Origin of the sequence: Streptomyces vinaceus (assembly GCF_008704935.1) — a bacterium.
Taxonomy (GTDB): Bacteria; Actinomycetota; Actinomycetes; order Streptomycetales; family Streptomycetaceae; genus Streptomyces; species Streptomyces vinaceus.
In genome coordinates, this window is sequence record NZ_CP023692.1 from 2,762,585 (window position 1) to 2,775,527 (window position 12,943).

The window sequence follows — 12,943 nt, forward strand, 5'->3', positions numbered from 1 at the left end:
TTCGCAGGACACAATGCCCCCTGGGAAAACGTCGCATGACGTGATGTCAGGGGGCTTTGCGGTGCGGGTGGGGGATCGACTGGCCGGCCGGTACCGGCTGGAGCAGAGGCTCGGCGCGGGCGGCATGGGCGAGGTGTGGCGCGGGCACGACCAGGAACTGGACCGGTCGGTGGCCGTCAAGGTGCTGCTGGACGCGGCCGTGAACGACGAGGTGGTCGCCCGGTTCAGACGCGAGGCGACGATCGGGGCGCGGCTCTCGCACCCCGGGATCACCGTGGTGCACGACGTGGGACAGCAGGACGGGCGGCTGTTCATCGTCATGGAGCTGCTGGCGGGCGAGGACCTGGCCAGGACGCTGGCGCGGGACGGCGCCCTGCCGGTGGACCTCGCCGTGGACCTGGCCGCGCAGACGGCGGAGGCGCTGGCCGTCGCGCACGGGCAGTCGGTGGTCCACCGGGACCTGAAGCCGGGCAACCTCTTCCTGCTGCCGGGCCGGCGGATCAAGATATGCGACTTCGGCATCGCGCACTCCGCGGAGGCGACGGCGGCCTGGACGGTCACGGGCCGGATCATCGGCACTCCCCCGTACATGGCGCCGGAGCAGTGGCGGGGCGAGCGGGTGGACGCGCGGTGCGATCTGTACGCGCTGGGGTGCGTCCTGTACGCGCTGGTGAGCGGGGCCCCGCCGTTCGGGCAGAACGAGTCGCCGTACGTGCTGATGCACCGGCACTGTGCGCAGGCGCCGCTCCCGCTGCGCGAGGCGGGGACGCCGGTTCCGGCGGAGCTGGACCGGCTGGTGCTGGCCCTGCTGGCGAAGGACCCGGCGGACCGGCCGGAGTCGGCGGAGGCGGTGGGCAAGGCCCTTCGCGCGATGCGCGGCGCCGGCGGCGGCTCCGGCGCGGCCCCGGGCCCGGGACACGCGCCGCCGCAGCCGATGCCGGCGGCGCAGCCGGGGGCCGGGACCGAGGCGACGCCGTGGCCGTGGCCGGAGCCCGGGGGCGGAAGGGCGCCGGAGGCGGAGTCCGGGGCCGGGGCCGGGCCGCCGCCGGGGGCCGCCGCGGGAGCCGCCGCGGATGCCGGGCAGCCGGGCGGCGCGGGGGCCGGCCCCGCTCCGGGCGCGGAAGTGTCCCCCGGTGTACGGGAGTTCGTACGGGCCCTGATCGGCGAGGCGGAGGACGCGCTGCGGGCACTGCCGCCCGGCGCCGACGCCGCCCGCGTCGAGGTGGCCGCCGTGGCCGCCGACGCCGCGGCCCGCTTCGACGCGGACCTCGCGCTCCGGCTGCTGGCCGACGCCGAGAGCGCGGCCTGGACCGGCGGCGGGGGCGACGGGGTCCGGGTGGCCCGGCTGCTGACGGGGCTCGCCCGGGCCACCGCCCCGCACGCCCCGGCCCGGGCCCTGCGTCTGCTGACCGACGCGCAGCAGGCACTGTTCACGGCCCCCGCCTCCCGGCGCGAGGCTCCGCTGCGCGCCCTGGCCGAGGAACTGATCAAGGTGGCCCCCGGGCAGGCGGCCCAGATCGCCCGGTACCACCTCAGCGGGCGCCCCGCCCCGGGCGGGCTCCGCGCCCGCGTCGAGGCGGCCCTCGCCGCGGAGCGCCCCGCGGAGGCCGAGAGCAGGCTGACCCGCATCCAGGATCCGGGCCGGCGCGCGGCCGCCACGTACGACATGGTGCTGGCCGTCGCCCCGCGGGACCTGGAGACCGCCCTTCGCCTGAGCGAGCGGATCGGCTCCGCCGGGGCCCGCCTGCTGGCGCTGTGCCAGGTGGCGACCGACCGCGCCGGGGCCGGGGACGCGGCGGGCGGGGCCCGGGCGCTGGAGCAGGCCGAGGAGGAGCTGCCGCGGTTCCTGGAGGAGCGCGCGGCCTGGCTGCGCGAGGAGGCGGTGCACGAAGCCGAGCAGGGGCGGCCCGTACGGTCCGAGCGGCTGCGCGCCCAGGCGGCGGACCTGCTGCGCCCCGACCCGGCGCAGGCCGGCGACGAGAAGGCCGGCCACGCGCTGGACTCGCTGGCGGGGGCCCGGGAGCAGGTCCGGCGGGCGGCCCTGCCGCCGCTGGACCCGGCGGCGGCCCGGGAGGGCGCGGACGCGGCCCGCGCCCTGCCGGAGCCGGCGGCGCGGGCCCGCGCGCTGGCCCGTACCGCGCGGGAGTGCCTGGCGGCGGACCGGATGCCCTGGCTGCCGGAGGCGGCCGCCTCCGTGGGGAGCCCGCCGCCGCCCGGCGCCACGGCCCTGCGCGGCCCGGACACCGGGCCCCCCGTGACCCCCGTGAATCCCGTGGCCCCCGGGGCCCGCACCTGGCACACGGGGGCGCGCCCGGACGCCCTGTACGCCGCCGGGGCACACGTGGTGTGGCGGTCGGGGGCCGAGGTGGGCTGCGTACGGGCCGACTCGGGCACGACCCGCTGGTCGGCCCACGCCGACGAGGGCGCGGCCGCACCGCCGCTGCCGGGGACCGGAGCGCTGCTGGTGTCCTGCGTGGCCGACGCCGCCACGGTGTACGTGGACGTACGCCGCGGTGAGCACCCGGGCGTACGGATCGTGGCGCGGGAGCCGCGCGACGGGCGGGTGCGGTGGTGGCGGGACCTGCCGCAGGCCGGCCCGCCGCTGCGCGGGGCCGGGCCGCTGCTGGTGCACGAGGCGGGGGGCGAGCTGACGGTGCTGCGGGCGACCACGGGTGAGGTGGAGTGGCGGCGCTCGCTGCCGGACGGTACCCGCTCCCTGGCCGCGGTCGGCGACTGCCTGGTCCTGGAGGACGACCGGTGGCTCCAGGCGCTGCACCTGCCGAGCGGGCGGCGGCTGTGGACGACGCGGCGGGGCTCCCGGCCGGGGGGTTCCGACCCGCTGGACCGCACGGCCGGAGCGCAGCCGCTGCACCTGGTGGACGGGACGGGGCTGCGCGCCGTGGAGCGTGGAACCGGCCGGGAGCTGTGGGAGTTCGCTCTGGGCGCCCCGGCGCAGCGGCTGCTGGTGGAGCACGGCACGGTGTACGCGGCGCACGGCGGCGCCCAGGGGGAGCTGGTGTCCGCGTTCGACGCCCGGACGGGGAAGCTGCGCTGGCAGCGCAGCGTGGTCCGCGGCGAGGGCGCCGGGTGCGCGCTGGAACTGCTGGGCCTGCGGCCGGGCGGGCTGTACGTGAGGGCCGCCCGCGGTGGCCGGCGCGGGCGGCTGGGCCGGGAGTCGGGGCCGTTCGTCGCCGTACTGGATCCGGCGACGGGCAAGCCGCGCCGCCAGTGGGAGCAGCCGGGGCTGGCCGACGGGGACGCCCTGCTGGTCGGCGACCGGCTCGTCCTCTCCCGCCCGGAGCTGTCGGCGTACGCGCTGCCTTAGACGGACCGTTGGACCGTGGACCGCCGGGACCGCGCCGACTCCGGGTGCGCGGGGCGGGAACCGCCCATAACCTCCCAAATGTGATGCCGCCCAGGAGCAGGTCGAAGCGACGCACCACCGCCGGGATATCCGTACGGGCCGGGCTCGTCCTGGCCGCCGCTCTGCTGGGGCTCGGCGGCTGGGGGGTGGCCGGGGCACCCGCCGCCCGGGCCGAGGACCCCGTCACACTGTCGCGGCAGGGGCAGATCACCGACCGCGTGGGCGCCCTCGGTGACCGGCGGGCGGCCGTCGCCGCCGCGCTGGAGAAGCTGTACGCCGGTCACCGGGTCCAGCTCTTCGTGACGTACGTGCACGATTTCTCGGGGCGTTCCGCGCAGGGCTGGGCGGACGCCACCGCGCAGAAGAACGGGCTCGGCCAGGACGACGTGCTGCTGGCGGTGGCGACCGGGGCCCGCCAGTACGCCTATTCGGCCGATGTCGACTCCGGTTTCACCCAGGCGCAGCTCGCGGACGTGGCCCGCACCGCCATCGAGCCCGCGCTGAGGCAGAACGACTGGGCGGGCGCGGCGATCGGCGCCGCCGACGGGTACGCGGCCGTGCTCTCCGGGAAACCGGTACCGGTGCCGGCCGTCACCCCCGGCGTCGCGGACCCCGGTGGCGGCGCGGACGAGGACGGCGGCGCCGGGGACTACGTGCTCCCGGTGGTGGTCGTCGGCGCGGCCGGCGCCCTGGGGGCGTACGCGTACACCCGCCGCAGGCGCAAGGGCGGGGGCGGCTCGGGAGGCGGCTCCGGTACCACCGGCTGGGGCGGGCAGCCCGCGACCACGACCGCCCTCCCGCTGCCCGAACTCGACGCCAAGGCCAAGGCCCTGCTGGTGGAGACCGACGACGCCGTCCGGACCAGCAACGAGGAGCTGGGCTTCGCCACCGCGCAGTTCGGCGACGCGGCGGTGGGCACCTTCACCGCGGCGGTGGCCTTCGCGCAGAGCGAGCTGACGGCCGCTTTCCGGCTCCGCCAGCAGCTCGACGACGCCTACCCCGAGGACGATCCCACCCGGCGGCGGATGCTGGACGAGATCGTGGCCCGCTGCACCGAGGCGAACCGGCGCCTGGACGCCGAGTCGGCGGACTTCGACCGGCTGCGGGACCTGGAGAAGAACGCCCCGCAGGCGCTGGCCACGGTGGAAGCGCACTTCCGCGCGCTGACGGGCCGTACGACGACGGCCGAGGCGACGCTGACGGCGCTGGCCGGGCGCTACGCGGACTCGGCGTCCGCTCCGGTGGCCTCCAACGCCGAACAGGCCAAGGACCGGCTGCTGTTCGCGACGGGCAGCCTCGGTGAGGCCCGGGCGGCGATCGACGGCGGCGACAACGGGAAGGCGGCCGTGCACGTACGGGCCGCGGAGGGCGCGGTGGACCAGGCGGCGACGCTGGTCGACGCGGTGGAGCGGCGGGCGCAGGAGCTGGCGGAGGCGGCCGGGAAGCTGCCGGGGGCGCTCACGGAGACGGACACCGACCTCGCCGACGCGCGCGGACTGCTGACCGGCACGGCGGAGGGGACCTCGACGGCGGACCTGCGCGGCCGGATCGGCCGGGCGGAGGCGGTGCTGGCCGTCGTACGGCGGGAACAGGAGGCCGGCCGGTACGACCCGATCGACGCCCTGCGCCGGGTGGAGGAGGCCGACGCGGCCCTCGACGAGGCGCTGGCCGGGGCGCGGGAGCGCGAGAGCGGGCGTCAACGGGCGGCCGCGCTGCTGGACCAGGCGACGCTTTCGGCCCGCAGCGCGATCGGCGCGGCCACGGACTACATCACCACCAGCCGGGGTGCGGTGGGCAGTCAGGCCCGGACGCGGCTGGCGGAGGCGCAGCGGCGCCTGGAGCGCTCGGCGGCCCTCGCGGGCACGGACCCGGCGGGCGCGCTGGCGCAGGCGCAGCAGGCGGACGGGCTGGCGCGGCAGGCGCAGGAGTTGGCGGAGCAGGACGTACGGGCGTACGAGAACCCGTACGGCGGGCAGCGGCAGCAGCGCGGGGGCATGGGCGGCGCGGTCCTCGGCGGGATCATCCTGGGCGAGATCCTGGGCGGCGGCCGGGGCCGGGGCGGCGGGTTCGGGGGCGGCGGCGGGGGCTTCGGGGGCGGCGGCTTCGGCGGCGGGGGGCCCGGCCCGGGCTCGTTCGGCGGCGGGGGCACCCGCGGCCGCATGGGCGGCGGCGGCCGTTTCTGACCCACTCCTCCCGTTCCACGAAGGGGCACCGATGAGCAAGCAGACCATCCTCGGCCGCGTCACCCAGCTCGCGAAGGCCAACATCAACGCGCTGCTGGACCAGGCGGAGGACCCGCAGAAGATGCTGGACCAGCTGATCCGCGACTACACGAACAACATCGCGGAGGCGGAGCAGGCGGTGGCCACCACGATCGGCAACCTGCGGATGCTGGAGGCGGACCACAAGGAGGACGTGGAGGCCGCCGCGGAGTGGGGCGGCAAGGCGCTGGCGGCGAGCCGGAAGGCGGACGAGCTGCGGGCGGCGGGTTCGACCGCGGACGCCGACAGGTTCGACAACCTGGCGAAGGTGGCCCTGGGCCGCCAGCTGCGGTCGGAGAAGGAGGCGAAGACGGCGGAGCCGGCGATCGCCGCCCAGACGGAGGTCGTGGACAAGCTCAAGTCCGGGCTGGACGCGATGAAGGACAAGCTGACGGAGCTGACGGCGAAGCGGGACGAGCTGGTGGCGCGGGCCAAGACCGCGCAGGAGCAGAACCAGATGCTGGACGCGGTCAAGAACATCGACGTCATGGACCCGACGAGCGACATCGCCCGCTTCGAGGACAAGGTCCGCAGGGAGGAGGCGAGGGCGCTGGGCCGGCAGGAACTGGCGGCCTCCTCCCTGGACGCCCAGTTCGAGGCGCTGGACGACCTCGACAGGTCCGCGGAGGTCGAGGCCCGCCTGGCGGCGCTGAAGTCCCGGGCGGCATGAGGCTCCCGCTGCACGGGGACCCCCGCGCAGCGGACCTCGCCCCGCCTTCGATCAGCCGTACATGCTCAGCAGCTGCTCCGCGGACAGCTCCGTCACGGACTCCGGCCCACCGCCGGGCAGCGGGAGCTCGAACCACACCGTCTTGCCCCGGTGGGTCCGCCGGGTGCCCCAGCCCGCCGACAGCAGGCCGACCAGTTGCAGGCCCCGGCCGCCCTCGTCGGTGTCCCGGGCCCGCCTGCGGCGCGGCTGGACCAGATTTCCGTCCCAGACCTCGCACACCAGCGTCCGGTCCAGCAGCAGCCGCAGCCGGATCTCGCCCTCGCCGTACCGCAGGGCGTTCGTCACCAGTTCGCTGACCAGCAGTTCGGTGGTGTCCAGCAGCCCTTCCAGGCCCCACGCCGGCAGCTTCGCCCGCGCCAGCTCCCGCGCCCGGCCCACCGAGCGGGCCTCGCGCGGCAGCTGCCAGTCCCCGACGGCGTCGATCGGCAGCCCCTGCACCCGCGCCATCAGCAGCGCGATGTCGTCCTCGCCGTGGCGGGTGTCCAGGGTGTTCAGGACGTGGTCGCAGACGTCCTCCAGCGGCCGCACCGGGTCGGCGAGCGCCTCCCGCAGCCCGCGCAGCCCCTCCTCCAGCGGGTGGTCGCGCGATTCGACCAGCCCGTCCGTGTACAGGGCCAGCAGCGCGCCCTCCGGAAGGTCCACCTCCACCTCCTCGAACGGCTCGCCGCCCACGCCGAGCGGCATACCCGGCGGGACCTCCAGCAGCAGCGCGGGCCGCGGCGGGGCACCCGGCTCGGCCGGTTCCACCAGCACCGGCGGCATGTGGCCGGCGTTGGCGATGGTGCAGCGCCGGGTGACCGGGTCGTAGACGGCGTACACGCAGGTCGCGAGGTAGACCTCCGAGCGGTCCGCGTCCCGCGAGTGCAGGGCCGCGCGGGAGGCCTGCTGGGCGCCGCCGGGCGCGCCGAGCCCGCGGGCGATCTCGTCGAGGGCGGTCAGCACCTCCGCCGGCTCCAGGTCCAGCAGGGCCAGGGTCCGTACGGCGGTGCGCAGTTCGCCCATCGCGACGGCGGCGCGCAGCCCGCGGCCCATCACGTCGCCGACGACCAGCGCGGTGCGGTGCCCGGGCAGTTCGATGACGTCGAACCAGTCCCCGCCGACCTCGGTGGCCGCGTTGCCGGGCAGGTACCGGCAGGCGATGTCCAGGCCGGCCGCCTCGGGGTCCCCGGGCGGCAGCAGGCTGCGCTGGAGGATCAGCGCCCGCTCGTGCTCGCGCCGGTAGAGGCGGGCGTTGTCGATGCAGACGGCGGCGCGGGCGGCGAGCTCGACGGCCACGGCCCGGTCCCGTTCCCCGAAGGGCTCGCTGCCCTTGGTACGGGAGAACTGGGCGAGCCCGACCACCGTGTCGTGCGCGACCATCGGCACGACGAGCGTCGACTGGACGAGGTCGTCGGCCCCGTCGCCCTCGATCAGCCGGGGCCGCGCGGTCCGCAGGGCCAGCGCCCCCGGCGAGGCCGCCGGATAGCGGTGGACCTCCCCCACGGAGACCGCCGCACCCGGATCGGACAGCGGTCCGTCCGACACGGCCGAGGCGAAGGCGACCCGCCGCAGCGGGGGCGAGGGGGCCCGGCCGGGTCCGCGCCCCTGCGGCAGCGGGGGTACGCCGGGGCCGTGCGGCCGTGCGGGCCGGTCGTCGTCGCCGAGGAGCAGCCCCTGGTAGAGGTCGACGGCGGCGAGGTCGCAGAAGCCCGGGACGGTCACGTCGAGCAGTTCGCGGGCGGTGGTCTCCAGGTCGAGGGAGGTCCCGATGCGGTGCCCGGCCTCGTTGAGCAGGGCGAGATTGCGCCGTACCCCGGCGGCCTCGCGGGCGGCGAGGTGGCGTCGGGTGACGTCCGTGCCCAGGCCCGCGACGCCGATGGGCCGGCCGGTGCCGCCGTGGACGCGGTAGAGGTTGATGGACCAGTGGCGGTGCTCCCGGCTGCCGGGGGCGGCGCCGGTGATCCGCAGGTCGGTGACGGAGTCACCGGTCTCCAGGACCCGCCGCAGGGCCTCGGTCATCCGGTCGGCCTCCTGGGCCGGCAGGTAGTCGTGGACGGTACGGCCGCGGTGTTCCTCCACGGCGCCGCCGAAGACGGTCGCGAAGCGGCGGTTGGCGCGCTGCACGGTGAGGTCCGTACCGAAGAGCAGGAAGCCGAAAGGAGATTGGCCGAATATGGCCTGCGAAGCGGCAAGGTCGGATTCGATGCAGCGCAGCGCGCGTACGTCGACGACGACGCAGAGCGCGGCCCGCTCGGCGGTCTCGGTCTGGGTGGGCATCACGTAGATCTCGGCGACGCCGTGCGCGCCGTCGCCGCCGGGGATGCGGAACGGGACGAGGCCGGTCCATTCCTTGCCGTCGAGGATCTCGGCCATTCTGCGGTGGCCGTCGGCGCGCAGCTCCGGCGGCATGAAGGCGTCCACCGGGTCCCGGCCCACGGCCTGGGCTGCGGTCAGCCCGAACAACTCCTCGGCGCGCAGGCTCCACTGGTCGACGAGCCCGTCGGGTCCGATGGAGAAGGACGCGACCTTTATGTAGTCATATATCGAGCCAGGCGGGCTGCTGTGCCACAGGGAGTCGTGCCATGTCTCCCCGGGCACACGGGCCTGATGTGCCTGCGCAGGTATCTCGCTCACGCGACCGTCCCCTCCAGCTCACCGCAACCGGACCGGCCATGACCGAAGTATTCAGCACCACGGCCCCGCACGGCACGGCGTTCACGATCACAAAAAGGTCCCGACTATTTCGAGCCATGCCCTGTGATCGACGGCCATCCGTCACCTTGTTACTCACCAGGAAGTGCCAACTCGAACCACACGGTCTTGCCCGATTTCCCGTGCCGGGTCCCCCAGCGCTGTGCCGAGACGGCGACCAGATGCAACCCCCTGCCGCCCTCGTCGTCCGGCTCCGCGACCCGTTCGCGGGGTGGATCCGGAAGCGGATCGGAAACCTCCACCAACAGCGCGGCGCCCCCCGCGGGACTCCCGCTGGCCGGATTCTGCCGCACCAGCCGGACCCCGATGGGGCCGGAGGCGTACCGCAGGGAATTGGTGACCAACTCGCTGACCAGCAGGACGGTGACGTCGCCGACGGAGTCGAGGCCCCAGGAGCTGAGCGCGCCGCGCACGGCGTGACGGGCGGTGCGGACGGCGCCGGGCTCTGCGGGGAAGGCCCACTCGGCGCATTCACCGTCTGTGTCGATCACGCCGATCACTTCCCGGGCCGGCAACGGCCCCAGTCCGATTCCGCAGGGACAGAGCCACGAGGGGCAGTACACGATAGGGACTAATAGCGACATACCCGATATTCGGGGCGTCGTACCACCCGATCCCTCACGCACCGGCGCACTGTGGCGCAGACGGCCCAGCGCACGCGCGTCACGCGCCCCCGTGCGACCTGGTGTGCCGTTCCCCGCGCCCGTCGCGCAGCCTGCGGCCGGCCTCGGCGACGGCCGGCCGGTCCTGGTCGAGCCAGTCCACGGAGTCCAGCTCCTCCGGCGCGAGCCAGCGCAGCTCGTCGTGGTCCTCCAGCGGCGCGGGCTCGCCGGACAGCAGCCGCGCGGTCCACACGTGCAGGACGAGTCCGGGCCTGATCTGCCATTCCCCCGGGATCCGCTCCAGCGGCTCGGTCTCCACGCCGAGCTCCTCGCGCAGTTCGCGTACGAGCGCGGCGGGTACGGACTCGCCCGGCTCGGTCTTGCCCCCGGGCAGCTCCCAGCGGCCGGCCACCTCGGGGGGTGCGCTGCGGCGGGCGGCCAGCAGGCGGCCCTCACGACAAAGGGCTCCGCCCACGACCACTCGTACCGTCATGGGGCGGAGCCTATGCCAGCGTGGATGCTCAGTTCGTCGTGGCCGTCTGGCCGATCCGCTCGACCCAGTAGAGCTGCTTGTGGGCCCTGTCCTCGAAGCCGTCGACGACCTTCTGGGCCTCGGCCCGGGTGGCGTAGCGCCCCACCCGGTAGCGGTTGCCGTTGTCGTCCTCACGTATGACCAGCCATGGGAGCAGGGCACCGCTGTCGTTCATCGCGTTTCACCCTCCGCCGATGTACCTGCCCGGGAAACCGCATTGCGCATATGCCCGAGCTTACGCCCGACCTTTACGGAGCGGATACGGTTTTTTACGAAGAGGTACCTCACAGGCGTACGCATCCGGCCATGCGTACGAGCGAGCCGTGCGCGCCGGTCCGGACCCGGCGCACCGCGGGGCGAACCGTACGGTCAACAGGCACGGAGCGAGGGCGAGTCCGGCCGCGGAGGGGGCGCGGAACCGGGGGCCGCGCTCGGCGCGGAGGGCGCACGGCGCCCAGAAGCCGAGGACCGGCGCGGCGGGGGCGATCACCATCGCGCCGAAACCCGCCGGGTCCATGACGCCCCGTCACACCCCGGCGGCCCCGGGGCCGGAGCACCGGGGGCCGCCGCTCACCGCGGCGCCGGGCGCCCCGGACCCGGCCGTGATCCGCCGGACCCCCTAGCCCCCCAGCCCCCTAGCCCCCCCTAGCGGACCGGCAGGTGGTAGGAGAGGCGGTAGCGGTCCGCGGGGACCACCACGTCGGCGGTCTCGACCGCCAGGCCGGAGGCGAAGTACGTCCGGCCGATCACCAGGACCACATGGCCCGGGACCCCGCCCAGCAGCATGTTCTCCTCCGCCAGGCCCGGCCGCGCACCGACCTCCTCCACCACGTTGTCCACGACGACGTCGATGGCGGCCATCCGGTCGACCACCCCCGAGCCGCCCAGCGGCCCTTCCTCCGGCAGCATCACCGGGGTCCGGCCGGTGACCGCGAGCGGCTCCCAGGAGGTGGACAGCATCATCGCCTCCCCCGCGTCGCGGAACACGTACCGCGTGCGCATCACGCGCTCGCCCGGCTCGATGCCGAGCCGGGCGGCGATGTCCGCCGGCGCGGCCGTCTGCTCGCTGCTGGACTCCCACGTGCCGCGCGCGCCGGCCTCCGCCTGCTCCTGCCGGAACGGCGTCGAGGCCCCGCCCGTGCGGTATCCGGAGCGGGCGACCCGTCTCGGGACGGGCTGCTCCCGTACGTACGTTCCCGACCCGGACCGGCCCTCGACCAGCCCCTCCGCCATGAGGACCTTGCGCGCCTCCAGCGCCACGGTGTCGGAGACCCCGTACTCCTCGCGGATCCGGGCCTGGGAGGGGAGCCGGGCGTGCGGGGGCAGGGACCCATCGACGATCTTCCGTCGCAGATCCCCGGCGACGCGCAGATAGGCCGGCTGCTCACCGAAAGTCACTGGCCACTCCCATCAGCTTGACAGACAGCTACACCCTGGCAACCGACGGTTGTACATCGCAAGCAAGGGCCAGAGTTTCACCCGAAGTGATGAAGCCAGGTCACTGAAACCGGTTACCCCGCGTTATGCCGCGCTATCCTCAACGGCTCGCCGAACTGCGATCGCGGACGCCCCGGAGGCGCCCCGGAGCCGCCGCGGAGGTGCCGCGGGAGGCACCCCGCCGGGGCTCAGTCCGAGTCCTCGGGGTCCCCGTCCGAGCCGTCCGACTGCCCCGCCAGCCACTCCGGCACCGTCGTCCCCAGCCCGTACGCCCCGCGCAGCGCCTTCTCGGTCTCCACGGAGAGCGCGGCCGAGGCTTCGTCCCACGCGGTCTGGAACTCCGCCGGCTTCGTCGCCCGCGCCGCCCGCTGCCACCCCGCGCGCGCCGCCTCGACCTCCTTGAGCTGCGCCCCGGCCGCAGCGGCCAGCTCCGGCCGCTCCCGCACGCCGTCCAGCAGTCCCGCCTCGACCCCCAGCGACCGGTCCACCGCGCCGGCCCACTCCCGGTACCGCGGCAGCTCCTCGTCGATCTCCGCGTCCGGCTGGCGGCCCAGCGCCAGATCCGCCTCGTTCATCACGCGCAGGAAGGCCACCTGTTCCGGCGTCAGCATCGTGGCGTCGCGGCGCAGGCTCCCCCGGTGCTCCTGTTCCGCCGTACCGATGACGCAGAGCAACCGGCGGTCCCCGCCGTCCCACGACTCGCGCGAGGGGACGAAGTAGAACGTCTCCGCGTACGAGGGCAGCGCCCACGTGTCCATCGCGTACGCGTCCTGCGCCTTCCAGCAGGCGTCCACGGCGAGCCCCTTCAGCTCGGACGCGCCGGGATAGACGCGCTGGGCGAGCCGGGTGGAGGAGGTGACCTCCCCCTCGTGCGGCGAGGAGCACGCGATCTTGTAGATGAACGGGCGCTCGGCGAGCAGGTCCCCGCCGGGGACGTTGAAGCAGTCGCCCCTGCGCATCTCGTCCATGGTGGTCAGCTCGCCCGCCACGTCCTCGTACCCGCCGGCCGTGTCCAGCCGGCCGAAGAGCCCGTCCGCCGCCCGGGCGGTGACGAGGGCCAGGGCCGCGGTCATCGTGAGCGACACCGCCAGGCCCGTGATCGCGAGCGCCTTGCCCCGCTCCCCCTTCCGGGCTATCTGGACGAGGGCCACGATCCCGAAGACGATGCCGAGCGGCGGCAGGCACACCAGCCCGACCAGCAGCGACACGAGCGCCAGACCGTTGAGCGCCGGCTCCGCGTCCGCCTGCTGCGCGGGCGGAGGGGGCCAGGAGGGCGGCGGCGGGGTGCTCACGGGGCGAGGGGCTCCATCACGGGGGGTGCGCGAA

The 12,943-nt window shown here is 75.5% G+C and carries 9 protein-coding genes; 3 read left to right on the top strand and 6 right to left on the bottom strand.

Annotated elements, in window-relative coordinates:
* The first annotated feature begins 43 nt into the window (after positions 1-43).
* The 3 genes from CP980_RS12095 (at position 44) to CP980_RS12105 (ending at position 6,295) form a co-directional block, all read left to right on the top strand.
* Complete coding sequence (locus tag CP980_RS12095) at positions 44-3,325, top strand: serine/threonine-protein kinase (RefSeq protein WP_167535824.1); 3,282 nt, start codon at positions 44-46, stop codon at positions 3,323-3,325.
* 83 nt (positions 3,326-3,408) lie between these two features.
* Positions 3,409-5,547, top strand: coding sequence for a TPM domain-containing protein (locus tag CP980_RS12100; protein WP_132757214.1), 2,139 nt, complete (start codon positions 3,409-3,411; stop codon positions 5,545-5,547).
* A gap of 31 nt (positions 5,548-5,578) precedes the next feature.
* Positions 5,579-6,295, top strand: a complete 717-nt coding sequence (locus tag CP980_RS12105) for a PspA/IM30 family protein (protein WP_150528148.1) — start codon at positions 5,579-5,581, stop codon at positions 6,293-6,295.
* Between the two features lie 51 nt (positions 6,296-6,346).
* Here CP980_RS12105 and CP980_RS12110 read toward each other — a convergent pair whose 3' ends face one another.
* The 6 genes from CP980_RS12110 to CP980_RS12135 all read right to left on the bottom strand — a co-directional run bounded on the left by CP980_RS12110 (position 6,347) and on the right by CP980_RS12135 (position 12,909).
* Complete coding sequence (locus CP980_RS12110; protein ID WP_150530205.1) at positions 6,347-8,905, bottom strand: SpoIIE family protein phosphatase; 2,559 nt, start codon at positions 8,903-8,905, stop codon at positions 6,347-6,349.
* 212 nt (positions 8,906-9,117) lie between these two features.
* Positions 9,118-9,546 (bottom strand): ATP-binding protein, encoded by a 429-nt coding sequence (locus tag CP980_RS12115; protein ID WP_099889665.1) that lies wholly within the window; start codon positions 9,544-9,546, stop codon positions 9,118-9,120.
* Positions 9,547-9,709: 163 nt separating this feature from the next.
* Positions 9,710-10,141, bottom strand: a complete 432-nt coding sequence (locus CP980_RS12120; protein WP_150528149.1) for a (deoxy)nucleoside triphosphate pyrophosphohydrolase — start codon at positions 10,139-10,141, stop codon at positions 9,710-9,712.
* A 28-nt stretch (positions 10,142-10,169) separates the two neighbouring features.
* Positions 10,170-10,355 carry an SPOR domain-containing protein gene (locus tag CP980_RS12125; protein WP_132756477.1) on the bottom strand — a complete coding sequence of 62 codons (186 nt, stop codon included), beginning with the start codon at positions 10,353-10,355 and terminating at the stop codon, positions 10,170-10,172.
* A 470-nt stretch (positions 10,356-10,825) separates the two neighbouring features.
* Positions 10,826-11,578 carry a GntR family transcriptional regulator gene (locus tag CP980_RS12130; RefSeq protein ID WP_150528150.1) on the bottom strand — a complete coding sequence of 251 codons (753 nt, stop codon included), beginning with the start codon at positions 11,576-11,578 and terminating at the stop codon, positions 10,826-10,828.
* Between the two features lie 227 nt (positions 11,579-11,805).
* Positions 11,806-12,909 (bottom strand): DUF4190 domain-containing protein, encoded by a 1,104-nt coding sequence (locus CP980_RS12135; RefSeq protein ID WP_150528151.1) that lies wholly within the window; start codon positions 12,907-12,909, stop codon positions 11,806-11,808.
* Positions 12,910-12,943: the final 34 nt, after the last annotated feature.

What these genes read in the sequence shown, in the direction of transcription:
- CP980_RS12095 (WP_167535824.1), top strand. Translation starts at nt 44, where the DNA reads ATGTCAGGGGGCTTTGCGGTGCGGGTGGGGGATCGACTGGCCGGCCGG.
- CP980_RS12120 (WP_150528149.1), bottom strand. Translation starts at nt 10,141, where the DNA reads ATGACGGTACGAGTGGTCGTGGGCGGAGCCCTTTGTCGTGAGGGCCGC.
- CP980_RS12100 (WP_132757214.1), top strand. Translation starts at nt 3,409, where the DNA reads ATGCCGCCCAGGAGCAGGTCGAAGCGACGCACCACCGCCGGGATATCC.
- CP980_RS12125 (WP_132756477.1), bottom strand. Translation starts at nt 10,355, where the DNA reads ATGAACGACAGCGGTGCCCTGCTCCCATGGCTGGTCATACGTGAGGAC.
- CP980_RS12105 (WP_150528148.1), top strand. Translation starts at nt 5,579, where the DNA reads ATGAGCAAGCAGACCATCCTCGGCCGCGTCACCCAGCTCGCGAAGGCC.